This window comes from Chitinophaga cymbidii (genome assembly GCF_007992715.1).
GTDB lineage: Bacteria > Bacteroidota > Bacteroidia > Chitinophagales > Chitinophagaceae > Chitinophaga > Chitinophaga cymbidii.
The window spans coordinates 200011-219627 of record NZ_BKAU01000007.1 but is presented as its reverse complement, the minus strand read 5'-3'; the positions used below and the strand labels follow the sequence as shown (position 1 = coordinate 219627).

General features: G+C 51.9%; 13 protein-coding genes. 2 read left to right on the top strand and 11 right to left on the bottom strand.

Annotated features, from left to right (window positions below):
- The first annotated feature begins 97 nt into the window (after window positions 1-97).
- Window positions 98-874, top strand: coding sequence for an acyl-CoA desaturase (locus CCY01nite_RS25010; protein ID WP_146867296.1), 777 nt, complete (start codon window positions 98-100; stop codon window positions 872-874).
- Window positions 875-932: 58 nt separating this feature from the next.
- On the opposite strand, the gene CCY01nite_RS25005 is transcribed toward CCY01nite_RS25010, so the two are convergent.
- The 6 genes from CCY01nite_RS25005 to CCY01nite_RS26695 form a co-directional block, all read right to left on the bottom strand.
- Entirely contained in the window at window positions 933-1511 is a 579-nt protein-coding gene (locus CCY01nite_RS25005) for a YdeI/OmpD-associated family protein (protein ID WP_146867295.1), read from the bottom strand.
- 16 nt (window positions 1512-1527) lie between these two features.
- Window positions 1528-2082 (bottom strand): DUF4256 domain-containing protein, encoded by a 555-nt coding sequence (locus CCY01nite_RS25000; RefSeq protein WP_146867294.1) that lies wholly within the window; start codon window positions 2080-2082, stop codon window positions 1528-1530.
- 44 nt (window positions 2083-2126) lie between these two features.
- Window positions 2127-2510, bottom strand: a complete 384-nt coding sequence (locus tag CCY01nite_RS24995) for a DoxX family protein (RefSeq protein WP_146867293.1) — start codon at window positions 2508-2510, stop codon at window positions 2127-2129.
- A 6-nt stretch (window positions 2511-2516) separates the two neighbouring features.
- Window positions 2517-2984, bottom strand: coding sequence for an SRPBCC family protein (locus CCY01nite_RS24990; RefSeq protein WP_146867292.1), 468 nt, complete (start codon window positions 2982-2984; stop codon window positions 2517-2519).
- Between the two features lie 6 nt (window positions 2985-2990).
- On the bottom strand, window positions 2991-3314 hold the full coding sequence (locus tag CCY01nite_RS24985) for an ArsR/SmtB family transcription factor (protein WP_146867291.1): 324 nt from the start codon (window positions 3312-3314) through the stop codon (window positions 2991-2993).
- 162 nt (window positions 3315-3476) lie between these two features.
- Complete coding sequence (locus tag CCY01nite_RS26695) at window positions 3477-5771, bottom strand: family 43 glycosylhydrolase (RefSeq protein ID WP_186831254.1); 2295 nt, start codon at window positions 5769-5771, stop codon at window positions 3477-3479.
- Window positions 5772-5998: 227 nt separating this feature from the next.
- Here CCY01nite_RS26695 and CCY01nite_RS24975 point away from each other — a divergent pair, with 227 nt between their 5' ends.
- Window positions 5999-10120 (top strand): hybrid sensor histidine kinase/response regulator transcription factor, encoded by a 4122-nt coding sequence (locus tag CCY01nite_RS24975; protein WP_186831253.1) that lies wholly within the window; start codon window positions 5999-6001, stop codon window positions 10118-10120.
- Window positions 10121-10126: 6 nt separating this feature from the next.
- Here CCY01nite_RS24975 and CCY01nite_RS24970 read toward each other — a convergent pair whose 3' ends face one another.
- The 5 genes from CCY01nite_RS24970 to CCY01nite_RS24950 are packed head-to-tail and all read right to left on the bottom strand — an operon-like array spanning window position 10127 to window position 19591.
- Window positions 10127-11800: a glycoside hydrolase family 43 protein gene (locus tag CCY01nite_RS24970; protein WP_146867289.1), complete on the bottom strand. Its 1674-nt coding sequence runs from the start codon at window positions 11798-11800 to the stop codon at window positions 10127-10129.
- Window positions 11801-11818: 18 nt separating this feature from the next.
- Entirely contained in the window at window positions 11819-13978 is a 2160-nt protein-coding gene (locus CCY01nite_RS24965) for an endo-1,4-beta-xylanase (protein ID WP_146867288.1), read from the bottom strand.
- 31 nt (window positions 13979-14009) lie between these two features.
- Window positions 14010-14963, bottom strand: a complete 954-nt coding sequence (locus CCY01nite_RS24960) for a DUF5627 domain-containing protein (protein ID WP_146867287.1) — start codon at window positions 14961-14963, stop codon at window positions 14010-14012.
- Window positions 14964-14991: 28 nt separating this feature from the next.
- Window positions 14992-16764 (bottom strand): RagB/SusD family nutrient uptake outer membrane protein, encoded by a 1773-nt coding sequence (locus CCY01nite_RS24955; RefSeq protein WP_146867286.1) that lies wholly within the window; start codon window positions 16762-16764, stop codon window positions 14992-14994.
- 25 nt (window positions 16765-16789) lie between these two features.
- Complete coding sequence (locus tag CCY01nite_RS24950) at window positions 16790-19591, bottom strand: SusC/RagA family TonB-linked outer membrane protein (RefSeq protein ID WP_146867285.1); 2802 nt, start codon at window positions 19589-19591, stop codon at window positions 16790-16792.
- Between the last annotated feature and the right edge of the window lie 26 nt (window positions 19592-19617).

Below are 19617 nucleotides of genomic sequence, written 5' to 3'. Positions count from 1 at the left end.
ATTAATATATTCTTTAACAGCAAGTTAAAATATTCTCTATTACCGCTTTTTTGGGGTAGCTTTGTGGCTTATTTTTTTTATCTATTAACGAGCGAACATGGTAGCGATCCTGACATTCTTTTTTGCACACTGGTTCCTTTCACTGTTTTTTCATACATTCTTTCTGCACAGATATGCTTCTCACCGGATGTATGATACGAGCAAAGGATGGGAGCGTGTGTTTTATTTCTGCACCTGGTTTTTCCAGGGCTCATCTTATCTGATCCCGAGGGCTTATGGCGTGATGCACCGCATGCACCATGAGTTCAGCGATACCGAACAAGATCCGCATTCACCGCATTTCTTCAAGGATGTGTGGCATATGATGGTGCATACCCGCGAAATCTACGCCGGGTTTGTAACCGGTAAAACCCTGCCTGCTGCGGAATTCACGGAAGAACCGCTGCCTGTATGGGACAGCATGGACAAATTCGGCGATCACCGCGCCACCCGTCTTGCCTGGGTAGCGATCTATATTGCTTTTTACGCGGTATTCGCGCCGAGCCTGTGGTGGTGGCTGCTGCTGCCGATCCATTTCCTGATCGGGCCTGTGCAGGGTGCGGTAGTGAACTGGTGTGGCCACAAGTACGGTTACAGTAACTTTGATAACGGCGATCATTCGCGGAACTCCGAGCCCTGGGGGATCTTCCTGCTGGGCGAACTGTTCCAGAACAATCACCACAAGCATAAGGACAGCGCCAACTTTGCCAAGAAATGGTATGAGTTCGACCCTACTTATCCGGTGATGAAAGCAATGCATTGGGTGGGGATGATCAAGCTCCGCCAGAGTGCAACGGCGAAGATCAAAGTGGAGAAGGAGAAGGCCGCGGCGTAAGGGCGTGGTTGTAAATGATATTGGAGCAGCAGGATTTTATTCTGCTGCTTTTTTTATGCTAGTCATCCAACCCCTTGCCGTCAAGTATCTGCGGGATATACTTCTCCACCCGTGCCTCGCGGGTTTTGGATTGCTTCGCGGAAGAGAAATGAAACAGGTACGCCCGTTGGCGCCCCGGCGTGAGTGCTTTAAAAGCAGTTTTCAGCGCGGGCATTTTATCCAGTTTCTTCTGAAACTCTTCGGGGACGGGGAAATCGGAAGTCTTTTTAAGTTCTACCTTCAGGCCGGATTCCTCTACTTCAACGGCTCTGTAGATGTAATCTTTCAGGGCAGATTCCAGTTTTGTTATTTCGCTGAGGCTGGTGAACCGGATCTGGCGCGCTGATTGCACATTCTTCGTTTGCTGGATCAGGATGCCTTTGGGGTCTTTCAGCAAGGCGCCTTTGAAAAACAACAGCGCACAGTATTCCTTGAAGTCATGTATTAAAACGATGTTGCTCTTTCCGTACAGGTAGCACGGGCAGCCCCATTTCAATTCTTCAGCGAGGTGACAGTCGAGAACGATCTGTCTTAGTTTCTTCAGTTCTTTCTGCCATTTTGTGGCTTTAGCGAAATAGAAATCAACCTTGGGATTCATATGTCGTATTTTATTTTTAAACCCGCAGCGAGCCCCGGAAGCCCCGGGCGGCGTAGTAAGATTCCGCACCGTTATGGTACAGGAAAACCGTGTTGTAGCGGCGGTCGCAAAACAGCGCGCCGCCGAGCTTTCTCACTTCAGGCGTAGTTTTTATCCAGCTCGATGTTTTCAAATCGAAATTTCCGAGTTCCTGTAATGCGCGGTATTCTTCCTCTGTTAAGATCGTGATGCCCATGTCGTTCGCCATGTTGATGGCGCTGTCTTCCGGCTTGTGTTCTTTCCTGGCTTCCAGTGCCTGATGGTCGTAACAGATGCTCCTGCGGCCTTTGGGGCTTTCGGCAGAGCAATCGTAAAAGATGTACTCGTCTGTTTTCTTGTCGTAGCCCACCACGTCCGGCTCACCCTGCGTTTCTTCCATGGCGTTCAGCGACCAGAGTTTCGCGGGTTTGCTTTCCAGCTTTTCCTGTACTTCGGACCAGCTGATACCTTTATGGCGGCCCATGTGTTTTTCAAAACGGGTCTTCAATGTTTTGAGCAGTTGTTCCTGCTGTTCTGGTGACAGTTTCTTCATATCGTTGTATTATGTCCTGTTAAAAATAAATATACATCAACTTATCAACTGGTCAGCGCCATTTTTCTGTTAGACGGCCTGAAATACCAGGATACAACGGTCAGCACCAACAACAGGAGGGGAGGGAATATTACGCCCATGCTGGCGTTACCCGATGCGATGTGTGAAAAGATGGCGCCCAGCATGGCGAAGAAAAAGCCCGCATATGCCCATTCTTTCAAGATCGGGAATTTTGGAACGAGCACAGCTACAGCCCCCAAGAGTTTAGCGATACCCAGCAGTGTCAGAAAATAAATAGGGTAGCCGAGGCCGGTGATAACATCTGTTTCTTCTTTCACTTTCAGCAGCTGAACGATGCCGGTAGACACCATGCCTAATGCCAGCCAGAGTGTAGCGATCCAGTAGATGATTTTGTTTCTTTTTGACATAATGTGTTATTTTAGTTTGCTTACGATTTCCTGTAGTCTGTTGTGCGCCATGTTGATGCCTTGTGCGAAGGGCATTTGCAGCAGCATGTTCCTGAGTTCGAGTGATTTGAATATGATATGCATGGTGAGCTTGCTGGTGTCGTCCGTGAGTTTTTCAAACTCCAGGAATTCCAGCTGCGGAGCGAAAGGCGTGTTTTCCATTTCAAAAGTCCGTATGATCTGCTGGTTGGGAACAAACTCGTGATAAATCCCGTTGGCCTGAAAAACCACATTGCCCTGCGGATCTGACGTTTGAAACCGGTAGCTGCCGTGTTTTTTATTTTCAAGCTGCAGTACTTTGTTGCCCATCCATTGTTCAATGATCTCCGGTTCCTCATAGGCTTTGAACAGCAATTCCACCGGCAGGTCAAATTCCCTGGTGATGATGAGTTCCTGCTTGCCGTCTTCGGCATTGACTTTTGTTTTCAGTCCCATAATGTGTTATTTGTTTGGTTTGAATTTTTTCATGATGTCTTCCAGTTTGTTGAACCGGTCATCCCACAGTTTCCGGAATGGCTCGATGAAGTCTGCTATGTCTTTCATTTTCTGAGGATTTAGGTGATAGTATATTTCTCTGCCGTTTTGCTCTTGCTGCAGCAATTCGCATTCGGTGAGTATTTGCAGGTGTTTGGACACGGTGGGCCTGGCCGTATCGAAATTAGAAGCGATGGCGCCCGCCGTCATGGATTGTGTGGCTACCAGTACGAGGATGGCTCTTCTGGTTGGATCTGCGATGGCCTGGAATACGTCACGTCTTAGATTCATTGCGTAGCTATTTGACTACAAATATATGCGTAGTTATTTAGCTACGCAAATTTATCTTTGCAGATAGATGGAATTCTTAGCCTACTACTATCCTATAATTTATGTTATGTTAAATAGAAATAAACGGGATTTCTCCCTCGCAACTCCCTGTCAACAAGCATATTACTTAGGCTCCGACACCCTGAACCAATCCACGTCCACAACCCCGCCAACAGATTTCGTGGCGTAATTGAACAGACAGAATTTATTCCCCGTAAAAATCCTGAGATTGAATTTCATCGCCAGCGCATTCCCCAACGGATGGAATTCCTGATTGTCGAAACTATATTCAAACGAGGCTTTATCGGTGCTGTTGGATGCCGTTGCCCGCAGATATGCGACCTCGCCGGTCATCCGCACGGAATCGATCGTTTCGCCGTTATTGACCATCGTGATAAATTTCGAACCACCTGTCTGTTTAACGCCTATATAGGCATATGGGTCTTGGAATACGGCCAGGCCGGCTACATCTCCGTCTTTCATTTTCCCCGTTTCCATTTTCGTTGCCGCCACCGTTGGAATGCGCTGATCGTAGCTGGCAAATGGCCGCTGTGTAAGCGAGTTCCGCGCTTCCCGCAGGTTCGTCACGACTTTTGCGGTGGTCAGCCGCAAATACCCGGGGCGCTTTTGCAGCGACCAGGCGGACGGATCAGGATTGTGATTCCAGCCCCATTGCATCCCAAGCTTTTTTTCACCGAATTCATCCGACGTGGGCAGCGTTTTCTCCGGATAAACATTTCCGACATCGGGCTTTTTATATTTTACCACCGCTTTTCCGTCCACACCCACCATCGGCCAGCCATCTACCCAGGTGACGGGCTGTAAGGATGGAAAGCGGCCGAATGGACCACTGTCTACAAAAAGGATCGTCCACCACTCGCCTGTCTGCGTTTGTATCAATGCTCCCTGGTGAATGCCAAAATTCACGCCTTCCGTGGTGTCTTGTATTACAACCTTCTGCTCGTAGGGGCCATAAATATTTTTGGAGCGGAGCGCCACCTGAATGCCATCCCTGCCGCCATAGGTACCATAGAGGTAATAATAGCCATTGATCCGGTATACGTGCATGCCTTCCAGCCCTCCCCTGATATTTCCCGTGAACACCAGGGAATCCTTTCCCCGGGGCGCAAAATTTTCGTCCAGCTCCGTTATGGAGATTTTACCGTAACCATGTGCTACATAAATGCGGCCGTCTTCATCGAAGAACAACCCGGGATCATAAAATCCTTTGGGCAGCTTTCTTATTTCCCAGGGGCCTTCGGGCTTCGATGCGGAGCATAAGAATCCACCTTCGTCCAGCGTTATGAAAAGCAGGTAGAATTTGCCGTTATGATACTTCAGGCTGGTAGCCCACTGGCCATGCGCGTACCGGTGGCAGCCATCGAGATCATAACATTTGCTGAAATCGAAACGCTGCACGGCGTTGGCGCAATACTCCCAGTTCACCAGGTCTTTCGATTGCAGCAGCGTTACACCAGGAAATATGAACATGGTGGTGCTGACCATATAATATGTATCGCCTACCCTGATCACATCAGGGTCCGGGAAGTCGGCGGGAATAACCGGGTTTGTGAAGGTGCCGCCGTCATTCCTGAAAAGCAGCTGGGAGAACATGAAAAGCCCGTTTTTCCAGACCTTGAAATCATGACCGCCCGGCTCGATATAATAAATATGCGGCACCTTTTTTTCTTCCAGGTAATCATGCGTGCGTTTGCTGAAGCTGATGAGGTTATCCTTATCCCCGCAGGATATCCAGAGCAGCTTCAATTGTTTTTTTGCCGCTTCCGGATCGGGAACCAGTTGTTCCGGGCGCTTCGTGTTGGGCGCCGCGGAGAAGGCTCCCACCCAGGCGAATTTGTTCAGGTTGCCCAGCCCGAAGTTCAGCGACTGCCCCCCTCCCATGGATAATCCCGCGATGGCGCGATGTTCCCGGTCGCCATACACCGGGTAATGCTGCTCAACGAAAGGGATCAGGTCATTCAGCAGATCCTGTTCAAACCGGGCAAAGGCCTGTACCTTGATGCTGTCAAATATGTTGCCCGTAGCACGGTCGTCCCGCATGGCCCTGCCATTGGGCATTACAACGATCATCGGTTCAATTTTTCCCTCCGCATAAAGATTGTCAAGGATCGCCTGCGGTTGCCCGTTCAGCCATTCTTTTTCATCTCCACCGATGCCATGCAACAGGTAGAGGACGGGGTATCGTTTGCCGGGCGAATAACCGGGCGGAGTATACAGCAAGGCTTTTCGTGTAGTGCCTACCGTGCCGGATGCATACAAGATGGTATCGATCTTTCCATGTGCTATGCCGGAACGTTCAACATCAAAACCGGGCTGCGCCTGTGCGGGCAGGTCTTGTGAAGCAAGCGGATGAATAATGCCGGTCAATGCCGCGAGAAGTAAGAACAATTGTTTCATATGGATATAAAAAGGTAGTGGTTGACTTGTCATGATGCCTTCAGGAGCGCTTGTTTTCAACGTGGAAAATGAAAAATAATTGTTAAATTCACACTAAAACAAAGATAGCAGAAAGCGGCATTCATCACATGCTTCATTTGTTGAAATTTGTAGTACAAATGTTCTGCCTGCTGATCGTTGTTACCGGACTCAACCAATTTCCACGCGATGTACTATGCCTGATTTTTATGCCCAAATACATATATACGCCACTTTTTTTTATCCTCACGTTCTTACATGCCGCATCGGCACAAACAGCACACATAAATTTTACAGCGCTTTCCTCAAAAGACGGGCTGCTGTCCAATTCCGTCAATGCGATCATTAAAGACCAGTATGGCCTGATGTGGTTTGCCACAGATGACGGATTGAATAAATTTGATGGAACCAACTTCACGGTGTACCGGCATATTCCCGGCGATACAGGCAGCCTGCGCGCCAATGAGATACTGGCGTTGCATGAAGACAAAGCTGGTAACCTCTGGATTGGCACCAGTGGCGGAGGGCTGAGCCGGTACGACCGCAAGAAGGATATCTTCATTCACTATGCGGCATCCACGCCGGAATCCGGTCCGCTGCCGAATGCCGTTATAAGAAGTATTTGCAGCGACGACGCGGGAATGGTGTGGATTGCCCAGTACGAAAGACTGTTCCGCCTTGACCCGGCTTCCGGCAGCATTTTCAGGCTTGATCTGGCCGGCGCCCGTCCCGCTTCCATGATATTGACATGCGTACTGGTGGACAGCCGGCAACGGGTATGGACGGGAACCAATACCGGGCTCTATTTGTACGACAGAACATCCGGTAGCATAAAATGTTTCCGGCATGATGAAAGGCTGCCGCAAAGCCTGATCAGTAATGATGTCAGAGCGATCGCGGAAGACAGGGACGGCAATATCTGGATAGGCACCATGGCGGGTTTGTGTACCTACCGGCAGGATGGCGCCGGATTCAACATTCATCATCGCCTCAGTGGGGCAACCTCTGCATTAAGCAGTAACGAGATCGCCTGCATCGTGGCAGATGAAAAGGGAGACCTGTGGGTTGGCACGGCCGAAGGCCTGAGCATCATCCACCTGCCGTCGCAAACAATTACGAATCACGTTCCCCGGCAAGGGCATGCTTACAGCCTGACCAGTAAAACGATCCGGTGTGCGTATATCGATCAGCAGAGTATTTACTGGCTGGGTACTTTCCGTGGAGGCATCAACAAGTATGATCCCAACCTGAACCTCTTTGATATCAAACCGGGCCGTGCTTTTACCACGGGTGGCCGCCCCCCTGCTATCATTAGCGCTTTTGCGGAAGACGGGAACGGCAGCGTGTTTGTGGGTACGGAGGAAAACGGATTGTTCAGATTCAATCCCCGGACAGAACAGATCAGTCCCGTTACTTTGCAATCACCCGCGGTACAATCCGCGCACCTGACCATACTGGCACTGCTCAGAAGCCGTAACAACAAGCTATATGCCGGCACTTATGCCAACGGGCTTTTTATCCTGGATCCCGCTACAGGCAGCAGCCGCCACCTGGAACAGGGCGCCGGCGCAGGTGACCTGAGTGCTAACGATATCTTTTGCATGAAGGAAGACCGGAAAGGAAGAATATGGATCGGTACGAACGGTCAAGGGATCAACCTGCTGCAGGATGAAAAAGTAGTGAAGCGGTTTACGCCCTATCCCCGCCCCGGTGCAAAAAATGAAACATTGCTGCCCATCAACGGATACATCCGGGCCATAGAGGAAGACGCGGAGGGAAATATCTGGATCGGTACGCACGGTGGCGGGATGGCCGTTTACAACCCGGAGAACGGTGAGTGGAAAATATATACGCAGAGCAACAGCCGGCTGCCGTCCGACAAAGTGCAGGCGCTGCTGCCTGACAGCCACGGCAACATGTGGGTGGGAACTTATGGCGAAGGACTGAGTATGTTTGATAAAAAGCTGCGCTCGTTCATCAACTTTTCTGAAAAGGACGGATTGCAAAACACTACGATCTACCACGTTCTTGAAGACCTGAACGGCCTGATCTGGGTGAGCACCAACACCGGCATCAGCAGCTTCGATCCGGTAAAGAAGAAATTCCGCAACTTTACTTATCACAATGGTGTTCAGAACAACAACTTCGTACATGCGTCGGGCATCCGCCTGTCCGGCGGGGAATTGATGTTCGGGGGGCTGGACGGGTTCAACTATTTCGATCCCGCCCTGCTGACCGTAAACAGGAATGTACCGGTGGTATTGCTGACCGATCTGAAAGTATCCAACAAATCAGTCGCCGCCGGCGACGATGCGCCCATCAAAGAGCATATATCCGTTGCCAGCGAGATCAGGCTTGCATATAAACAGAATTTCTCCCTGGGTTTTGTTGCCCTGAATTACACCATCCCCAAGCAGAACCATTACGCTTACAGGCTGGAAGGGTTCGACAAGGACTGGAATTACACCGGCACCGTCAACACGGCATCCTATACGAATCTTGATCCCGGAGAATATACCTTTCATGTAAAGGCCGGTAACAACGACGGGGTATGGAGTACGAAAGACACGGTGATAAAGATCTACGTTCTCCCACCCTTCTGGCGAACGATCTATGCTTACATATTTTATATAGCAGCCGCTGGTGGTTTGTTGCTGTACAGCCGTCACAGAGGCATCACCCGGCTCCGGAAGAAATTCCTGCTGGAGCAGGAACGCGAAGAAGCGAAGCGCATACAGGAGCTTGACCGGCAGAAGATCAAATTCCTGACCAACCTGAGCCATGATTTCAGAACGCCGATATCGCTGATCATGGGGCCGGTCGATCAGCTGATCGCCGGGGAAAAAGCGGACAACAGGCTTGAGAAGCTGGGCATGGTCAAACGGAATGCCCGCAGGCTGCTGAACCTCGTCAACCAGCTGCTTGATTTCAGGAAGATGGAAGAACACGAGCTGCAATTACAACTATCCGAAGGCGAATGGGTGTCTTTTGTAAAAGAGGTAACGGACTCGTTCAGGGATTTTGCGGAGAAAAAGCACATCCGTTTAAAGTTCAGCTCCCGGCTGCATAAGCTGGACGCATTATTTGACCACGACAAGATGGAGCGCATTCTCTTTAACCTGTTGTCCAACGCTTTCAAGTTCACGCTGGAAGACGGATCTGTTATAGTGGAATTGCAGGAAGCGGACCAGCAGTGGGTATGTATAAAGATCACGGATACGGGCATCGGTATTCCTCGGGAAAGGCAGCAACAGGTATTCGACCGTTTCTATCAGGCCACTACTACCGCGGCGATACTGAACCAGGGAACGGGGATCGGTTTGTCCATTACCCGTGAATTTGTCCGGTTGCACGGCGGCACTATCGGGGTGGAAAGCGAGGAAGGAAAAGGCGCCGTTTTTTTCGTCCGGATCCCGCTGATGCCGGTTCCCGCGAAAGCGCCTCAACAAACCTTCCGGCAGGCCGGAGTTCCGGCATCCACGGAAATGACGGAACCATCCGGCCGGCAGGTTGCGCCCGCACCCGCGGAGGCGCCGGCAGCCACGGCAGATATGCCGCTGGTACTGCTGGTGGAGGATAACGAAGATTTCAGGATCTACCTGAAAGACAACCTCTGCGGCAGCTGCAAGGTAATAGAAGCGGCTGACGGAAAGGAAGGATGGCAGAAAGCGCTTGCACTTCATCCGGAACTGATCGTCAGCGATATCAGCATGCCGCAGATGGACGGGATCAGCCTGCTGCAAAAGCTGAAGGCGGACAAGCGCACCAGCCATATTCCCGTTATCCTGCTCACGGCGCTTGCCAATGAGGAACAGCAGATCGCCGGACTGGAAACAGGCGCCAATGACTACATCACAAAGCCGTTCAATTCAGATGTGCTGTATGCCAAGATCAGGAACCTGCTGCAACTCAATCATACCCTGAAAAACACCTATTCCCGGCAGGTCAGGGTGCTTGCGCCGGAAGCGGAAATAGAGTCGGCCGGTGAAAAGCTGATGAACAAAATTGCCGGCTACCTGGAAGACAACCTGGCCAGTTCACAGCTTTCGGTGGAAAGCCTTAGCAAGGAAGTGGGCATGAGCCGCAGCTCCCTGTACAGCCGGTTACTGGAACTGACCGGTCAAACGCCGGTGGAATATATCCGTTCCTACAGGCTCGAAAGGGCGGCGGCGCTGATGGAGAAAAGCGAAATGACCATCGCCGAGATCGCTTATCTCGTTGGATTCTCCACGCCGAACTATTTTGCCAAATCATTCAAAAGCAAATTCAACATGCTGCCATCCGAGTTTATCGCCAGTATGAAAAAAAGCGACGCGGGCAGCCACAACTAGCAGGGTTTACCGGTACATCGGATCGTTGCCGCTGTATTTCAGATATTGATACCTGGCGGCGTTGCCGGAAGGTTTGCCGGAAGATGTTGTGTACATCGCAAAAAGACATCCCGTAAAACCGCCGGCATTCCTGGTGCTCAGATACCGGGCGTCCAGCCCGCCTTTCAGCTTCACCCATGCACCGGGCTTCGTGGCATAATAAAAATCATAATAGTCCCCATGCGCTTCGATCTTCAGTTCAACCTTCTCCGATCCGTCCTTTAACGGTGTTTCCGCAACGATCTCCATCCCTCCTTTAAACAGCTGCAACACAGGCTTTCCGTCCGCTATGGATTTACACAGATAATAAAAATGATCTTCATCGTAATAGACCATGAAACCTGCTTTTTCATTTTCGGAAGATGCGGCAAAGGTCATCGCCGTTTCAGCTTTGCAATACAGATGTTGCTGCCGCTTGCCGATGAACGAAGGCGAAACTGTTTCCATGCAGGTTTCGGGCTTCACCTTCAGGGTGAGCCCTGACCGTTTGTCCAGGGAAAAAGAAGCGCTGTCGCAGGTGCGCAGAAAAAGCAGCGAGGGATCAAGCGTTTTTTCAAAAGGGATGGTGTACGAAAAATTGCCGCTCTGCGGTGTGGCGCCCGGTTGCCTGTTTTCGTTGAAGGCGGCTTCGTAATGGTATTGCACTTCTTTATGGGCGGGATTGATCACCGGCCAGTCATTCTGCCATTCCACCGGCGCAATGAAAGTTTCCCTCCCGGTATTGTAGTAGTCGCCGGCATAAGGCCGGCAGGCCAGGAAGATCGCGTAGGTGTTGCCATCGGGACCTTCCAGCAGCTGGGCGTGACCGGTGGACGTAACCGGGTGCTTCCGGTCTTCCGGCAGCTCCCGTTGTGTGAGAATGGGGTTGCCTTCATAGGGAACGTAAGGGCCCCATACGGATTTGCTGCGTAGCACTACTTCGGAATGATTCACGGAGGTACCGCCTTCGGCGGCATAGAGGTAATACCAGCCATTTCTTTTAAGAAGATGCGGGCCTTCGATCCACACCGGTTTCTTGCTGATGTCCACCCCACCGTTCACCAGTATTTGCTCCTCTCCTGTCACCTGCATGGCAACGGGATCAAACTCGTACATCCGGATGGTGCGGTGGCCGGGGTACAGTGATTGATGGCCGGGAGGATCGCTGTTGTAAATGATATACGCCTTGTCATCTATAAAATGAATGCACGGATCGATGCCCCGCACTTTAGGCAGCCACACGGGATCGCTCCATGGCCCGGCTGCGTTTTTCGCCGTGATCACAAAATTGCCGCCGTCATCGATATTGGTACAGGTAATGTAGAAGGTGCCGTTATGATGACTGATGCCGGGTGCAAACAACCCCCGCGTGGTGCGCTGCTGCAGGAATTGCATCTGTGTGGTCCGGTCTATGGCGTTACCCACCTGCTTCCAGTTTTTCAGGTCTTTACTATGAAATACCGGCAGACCGGGGAAATAGGAAAAGGTGGAGTTCACGAGGTAGTAGTCCGTGCCCACTTTTATCGCACTGGGATCAGGATAGAAGCCGCTTAACACGGGATTTACCAGTGTAGTGGACTGTGCTTTGCCGGTATGCCATAGCAGTAGTAATCCCGCCAGCAGGCAGAAAGCCCGGCTGGGAACAATTCGTAGTATGCTCATATGTCCTTTGTTTTTTTGCTATTTAGTATTCGCTTCCAGTGCCTGGGCCACGGCTGCATAAGCCAGCTTGCGCACATACGCTTCTGTCCATATCCCGATGGGCTCTCCGGCTCTCCAGCTGGAACTGGCGGGGCTGTCCATCGGGCTCCAGAGCGTAATGCCGTAGCGTTGCTGCGCAGGTATCAGCTCGAAATATTTATCGATCACATATTTGTACATATCCGCCTGTGCCTGGTAGTGTTCCGCGGTTGCTTCCGTGGTCTTCACGCCAACGCCTATATCCAGTTCAGATATCTTTACCAGTTTACCCGTGGCCGCGAGCAGCCGGAACATTTCGGCGATCTTTTCCTTGTCGGACGTAATACTGATGTGCATCTGGGTACCGATGCCGTCTACTTTTGCGCCTTTGCTTTCGATGTAGTTTACATACGCGATCAGCCCGCGGCATTTGTCGAGGTTATATTCAAGATTGTAATCGTTGATGAAATGAATATCATCCGCATTACCGTATTGCCGCGCCATTTTAAAGGCTGTCACGCCGTACTCTTTTCCATCGAGATAATCCTGCCAGTAAAATTCGTCCGCCGCCATGTCAGGCTTGCCTACGCCGGTTTTCAGCTCAAAGGGATTGCCGTCGTCCATCGGCTCGTTAACAACATCCCATGCTTTGACCTGTGTTTTGCTGACGCCCAGCATGCCGGACATCCATTTGTTGAGGGCTTCCGTGATGATCATCGTTTTCTCCGCGGCGGTTTTCTCCACGATGGTAGTACCGCCGCCGGTAGCGCTGTTGCTTTTGAGTACTACATCATCTATATACACCGTACCCGCAAATTCACCATAGCTGAAGATCAGCCTGCTCCTGTCCGCCGCCGTGGCGGTTGTGGAAATATCCACCAGCTTCCATTCGGTGGTTACGGGCACCTGTCCGAATCCGTTGGACGAGTAGTTGGCGCTTTGCAGCTCCGGTCTGATAACGCCTTCGGCGGAGCCTTTCACCCAGAAGCTCAGGTTATACGTTTCGCCATTGGTCAGCACTTCAGCAAAGGGATAACTGGTTTGAACGTCCCAGTAGTTCGCTGTTTTGGAAGGATTGGTCACATAAAATGCTTTCCCGTTGTTGCCCAGGCCCATGCCATCGGCGGTGATGCCGCGGGTGGAGCTGTTGCCCCATCCTCCCCAGCCGCTGCCTGATTCAAAATTGCCGTCCGTTACGAGATTTTTGATGGCGGGGGTGCCTTGCGTATCGTATACATACAGGTTGTTTATATCGATGTAATAGGTTACGCCCGGTTTATACCCGAGATCAAAATGCAGCCGGAAGCTGCCACCGGCGAAATCCGTTACGGGAAACCTGATCTCTTTCCAGGAAATGCCGGTGGTGAATGTCGCGGCAGGCGTTCCGGATGTTGTCCAGTCTGTCTCAGGCGTATTATTATTCAATCCGTCGAAAGCGATGCGGCCCTCGCCCGGTACGTCTGACTTGATGTAAACGACCACTTCGTATTTATGTGTATTGTCTACCGTAATGTACGGGCTGATCAATTGCAGGTCTGCCGCTGCGGAGGAACCGGCTGATGCGGTCAGCTTTACGGCCCTGTTGCCGGCGCCCATCCCCTCGCCTTCCGCTATGGAAATGCCGGCGCCGGGCCGGGACAGATTCCAGCCCGTGAAAGTATGGTCCTGCAATCCTGCCGTATTTAGTTCATTGGCATACGCGGGCGACGTTACTACCATCGGTGCGATCAGCCCTTTCAGGTAAGCCGCGTTCTGGTTGGCATGCCAGACGAGCGTATGGCCGTAAACCGTCATTCCGGCCTGGCTGGCGGCGCTTAGCAGCTCCTCCACATTACCGAGGTCCAGGCTGCCGTCGGCCTGTACTACGGCGCCATGCTTCATTTCGTACCCCAGTGCGATCTCGTCGAAGTTCCTGTTGGCCAGCCTGTATTTCACACCTTTACCTACATATTCCTGCAAGCCCATCGCCATTCCCCATTTGAATCCGGGATGTGCGGAGCGGTTGATATAGGTCTTTAGCGCGGGGTATGCGTCTATTTCTTCCTGGAGGGCAACGCTTTCCGGCTTATCCGGTTTGAAATCGAGGGATTTGTATTTGTTGCATGCGGCCATCATGATCAGTGTGGCGAGGCCAGCTGCAGTTGTATATCGTTTATTCATAACAGTTATATGATTTGGGATGGCGAATGAATTATTTGTCTACCGGTGTAAAAGTTTCCATTACCACCGCGCGGTCGCGCATCACAAGCGTGTCTGTAGCACTCACCTGCATATCAGGCAGCGTTACCTGGTAGCTCAGGTAAAGTACGTCGCGGTCTTTTCCTCCCCAGCTGTTCTTCTCGCCTCTTTTCACGAACTGGCCGTTGCCGGTGGCGGTAAAGCTGCTGTTGGCGGCTGATACGGTACACTTGCCTGCTTCGTCGAACGCCAGCAGCAACGGGCAGTTCACATTCACGCCGTCCTTGTCCTTGAACACTACGGGAAACTCGATGGTGTTCATGGAACGGGTGTACAGTTTGTTGACTTCATCTTTTTCCACATACTGCTGATGCCGCACGATAGTCTGGTTCACGCTGCCGGTGAACACGTCTTTGCCGCGGCGAAGGTAATTGCCGTGCCAGGGATTAACGTACTTGATGGCGTACAGTATGAAATCCTTCCCCGCCAGAATGGAATCGGCGCTGCCTTTTTCGCTTATCCGCAACGGAATGACGTAGGTGTTCATGATCGCCCGGGGATCGTTGAAAAAAGCGTCCGTAAGCTGTACCTCCACGCCTCCGGTGAGGCCGCCCTGCGGAATAACGATGTTGCCGGCCGCCAGCGAATAGTAATGATCGGGCATGGGCAGTATTTCCTGCTGGCCCGCGCCGAACAAAAGGCCATTGCCCAACAGCGAGTGATCTACCCTGATGCCGACATGAATATCTTTCTTGCTGTAATAAACACCTCCGGTAGTGGCCATGATCCTGCATTTGCCCTGGTTGTCCAGTTCGGTGCTGAATATGTCCTCGCCAAAGGTGATCGTTCGTACAGGGTATTGATAAGCAAAGTAAATTGTCTGGTATTCGTAGTCCGGAAATTCCACATCCTTGTTGCAGGACGCCAGCACGAAGATTATGATGATGGGTATTAGAATCTTTTTCATCCGTTTGTTTTTTTATTTGATTGCCTGTTTATTGCCATCCCTGGTTTTGCACCAGCGCGCTGAATTTGAGTATCTCGCCGTAAGGAACAGGCCCGTAGATCATAAACGGCTGAAACCGTCTTTCTTCCACGTTGATTACGGATGGAACGTTGTTCCTGATGCTTACTCCTTTGGCGGTTTCGGTCAGACTGGTTTTCCATCGGCGGATGTCCCAGAAGCGAAAACCTTCGAAGCATAATTCCAGCCGCCGTTCATTTCGTATCAGTGCCCTCATTTGCTCCTGGTTGCTTTTTGCGGCTTCCAGGTATGGATCGCCGTTGGAAGTGCCTACCCCTGCCCTTGTGCGGATGGCTTTGATGACATCATATGCGGAGAATCCGTTAGAGCCGGCGCCGGTAGGTCCCCAGGCTTCATTCGCCGCTTCGGCGTAATTGAGGAATATCTCGGTGTACCGGATATGCGGTTTGTAGTGCCTTTGGTTGTTTGCGGAAGTTGGATTAAGGTTCACGTCCTGGCGAAGCAGCTTGCGGAGGTAATAGCCTGTTCTGGTAGATGTTTCCACCTTGTTCAATCCATCATTGGTATTACCGTCGGCGGTAGTGTTAATAACGGTGCTGTTCGGGCCGGCGGTGCCTCCATTCACGAGGATGAACCGCGTCAGCCGGGGATCGCGGCCGGCGTAGGGCGTTGCCGGATCGTAGCCGCTGGCCGGGTCTGCAATGGGGTATCCGTTGGCCATGGGAAATGCGTCCACCAGGTTTTGCGTGGGGTTGATGCGTCCGCTGCCGAACAGGCTGGGCGGATAGTTGGCCTGCTCCAGCGTTCTGTTATCGCCGTAATTATTCCTCCATAATATTTCGGGCGGGTTGGCGCCATCTGCCAGTCCCGCTATCTCCCCGGCGTCTGAATACCAGTTCAGCCCGTTGGCGGCTAATGTTTTGCAGCCGCCGCCTTCCGTTTGCAGCACTGCTGCGGCGTAGTTGGCAGCATCGGCCCATGTGGTTGTGGTACCTTCACTGAATGCGGGGCTTGCAGCCAGTAAAGCGGCTTTGGCTCTCACGGCCCTGGCAATGCGGCCGGAGAACAATCCGCGGAACGCCACACCAAATGCGCGGTCGTACTCCACTTTGGTGGCGGGGCTGTACCTGGCAGGTATCTGCGCCGCACCGGGGATGTTCTCATAATCCAGCGGAAGCAGCTCCTCTGCTTTGTCCAGGTCGCTGTAGATCTGCTGCATGCATTCTTCCAGCGTTGCCCTGGGTTTATTGAAGTCTGTATTCACGCCCTGGACTTCAAGGTTAACCGGTACGCCGAGTATGGATGAGCCGCCGGAAAGGCCCGCATGCGCCTGGATGAGATGGTACATGAACAGCGCACGGAGACCGTATGTTTCGCCTTTAATGCGGAGCGTAAATAACCTGCTCACATTTTCATCGGCGGTCCATTTTACTTTATCTACCTCGCCGAGCATGATATTGAGGTACTGGATAGCAGCATAAGCATTGGTCCACTGGTTGAGCGGATTATTGCTGGCCGTCCATTGCCCGTTTGCCATTTTCAGGAATGCGTTGGCCTGGTCGTTGGTCACCGCATCGTCCGTTGCCACGTCGTTGAACGACCAGGAATTGGTGGGGATGCGGTTATAGCCATTGAGCAGCACACCATAAGGAAAGCGGGAGTCTGTTGGAAGGTAGGCCGCCGGATCAAGCTTCCGGTTGTTTTCTATTGCGGGCTCCAGTAGATCCGAGCAGGCGGACAGCATCAGGATGGACGCCAATAGTATGATGATGATCTTGTTCATATTCTTTTACTTGATCGGTGATGATTTAAAACTGGGCATTCACGCCGAGGTTATACAAGCGGGTTTGTGGCGCACTTCCGATGTTCATTTCCATTACCTCGCGTTCGGGCGACACGGTCAGCAGGTTGAATCCGCTTACATATACGCCGAGCCCCTTGATCAGCGCATTTTTCCGCAGCAGGCCGGCCATGTCGTAAGTGATCTGCACTTTTGCGAGATCGAACCGGTTGGTTTTGTAAAGCCAGAAATCGGAAGAGCGGAAATTGTTATCGCTGTTAAAGGTTGTCAGCCTCGGATATTTTGCGGTGGCATGCGTTTCGGGCGTCCACCTGTCCCGCACTACAACACCGTATTTATCTTCCCCGTCTATCCAGAAGTAGGAGCTGTTTTTCATGCCGATGGCGCCGAAGCGGCCGGTACCCAATGCGAAGAAGGAAAGATGCTTCCATTTTGCCGTGAGGTTGATGCCCAAAGTCAGCGGCGCGCCGAACCAGCCGCCTCTGCCGAGAAAGACCTCGTCCCGGTTGTCGATGATCCCGTCACCGTTCTGATCCTTGTATTTGATATCGCCGGGCTGTACCTGGCCAAAGGCCGGCGCGGGAGAATGGTCGATGTCGTCCTGGTCCCGGAAGAAGCCGAGGCTTTGCAATCCCCAGATCGCATCCAGCGGCTTGCCCTGGCGGTACTGGTAGTCGTCTTCATAAACTTCCGCACGTTTGCTGGCGGTAGTTTTGTAATAGGCGCCGAGGATGCCGAGTGTTGTATTTACCTGGCCGAGTTTTTTTGAAAAGCGGGCGTTGAAATCGAAACCGATGCGTTTATCGTTGTTGTAGTTCACATACGGGATGAAGGAAGACTCCGGCCAGCCGGTAGTGAAATAAGAAGGAAACAATACGCTGGCCTGGATGATATTGCCGGTGATCCTGTTCACAAAGAAATTTCCGTCGATATTTACGAAGCCTTTAAAGAAGGAGCCTTCCAGCCCGATGCTGATCTCTTCGCGTTTGGGAAAGGTCATGTCCGGATTATCGCCTCTTCTTGATTCGGTGGCGGGCATGCCGGCGCCGTCTTTCCATCCGAACCAGCTGCCGAGGGTGTAAACGCCCTGGTAGAGGTAGTAGGAATTAATATCGAGGTCTGTGTGCAGGATGCCGGCAGCGGCGGTGAGGCGGAGGTTGTCTACTACGGGGGAGCCTTGCAGGAAGGGTTCGTTGCTGATACGCCATCCGAGGGATACGGTAGGCGAAAAGGCGCGGCGGTTTCCTTCAGGCAGTTTGGCAGAATGGATAAAGGCGCTGCTGAAATCCGCATAGTAAGTATTCCTGAAATTATATCCAACCTGCAAACCCAGGTTGGCATTGCTCGTGCGGTGGTATACAGCGGATTCTGATTGCTGGAAGCCGTTCACCAGCAGTATGGCGGAAAGATGATGTTTGTCCCGTATGTTGTTCACATAATTGAGCTGGCCGGAAGCTGAAATGGTTTGACGGTACCAGCTGTTACTTACATTCTGCACACCGGAAGTAGCATCCTGCCCGTATTGGGTAAGGCTGCTGATCAGGTCTGTTCCGGAATAATTGTTCCAGGAAGGAGCATATACCGCATAGGTATTGTTGAAAGCCAGGTTGTAAGCGGCATTGTAGTCCACTGCGAATGCAGACCGGAAAGAAAGCCCTTTCAGCACATTGCCGAGGTCTGCGTTGATGCCTGTATTGAACTGGTATTGCCGGCTGTTGTATTTGTTGTTGCCGCCTGCATAGATTGCCGCGAAGGGATTGGTCTGGTCCAGTTGTGTTCCGCCGAGCAAGTATTTGCCATCGATGATATGATTGCTGTTGCTCACAAATACCTGTGTTGCTTCATCTTCCGGTTCTATCATGCTCAGCGGGATAAGTGGCGTGAACCGGTGCGGGCGGAGCGTGGCGGCACTGCTCCAGTAGTTGGTATTCACTCCCCTGCCGGTATAGAAAATAGCCGTGGCGTCTACATTCACGGAGATGTAGTTGTTCAGCTGTATATCGATGTTGCCGCGTACGTTCAGACGGTCTGCCCGGTCGTTTTTAACAGCTTCCCCGAAATTGAGCAATGACCCCGAGGTATTATAGCCGATATTGGTGTAGTACCGCGCCTTGTCATTCCCTCCCGAAATTTCCGCGGTGAGGTCGTGACGGCCGTATACTTTTTTCAGGTACTCGCCGGAATAGTAGTCCACATCCGGATAGCGGTATGGATTTTTGCCGGAGGCGTAGTGATAGATCGTTTCCGGGCTGTAGAGTTCGGGCAGTCCGTCGTTGCGCCGGGCTTCATTGTACAACGTCATGTATTCGGCGGACCCCAGGTATTGTGGGTACGCTTTCGGTACCTGTATGCCGGAGTTTACCCGCACATCTATCTGTTGCCTGCCGGCTTTTCCTCTTTTGGTGGTGATGTATATAACACCTTTCGCGGCGCGGCTGCCGTAGAGCGCCACGGCATTCACGCCTTTGAGGAACGATATCTGTTCGATCTCTGTGGGCACCACGTTGCCGGCTTCGCGGGGCACCCCGTCGATCAGCAGCAGGTAGCCGCCCATGCCCCACATGCTGTTTCCATTGTAACCGCCAGCCCAGGCTTCCATGTTTTCCAGGCTGTAGGTCATGTAATTCTGCTTCATCATTTCCGGTATGTCCACTACGGACACGCTGCCCGGAAGATCCGCTTGCGGTACTTTACGAAACGCCACCTGCGCTGTTTTTGATACTGTCCGCGTAGCGGTATCCTGCGCGCGCGCAGCCGGAAGGCTTGCCATCAGACTGCAGAACACCATCAGTATTATTGTATGCTTCATGAATTTCAAGATTAATGGTATACGTG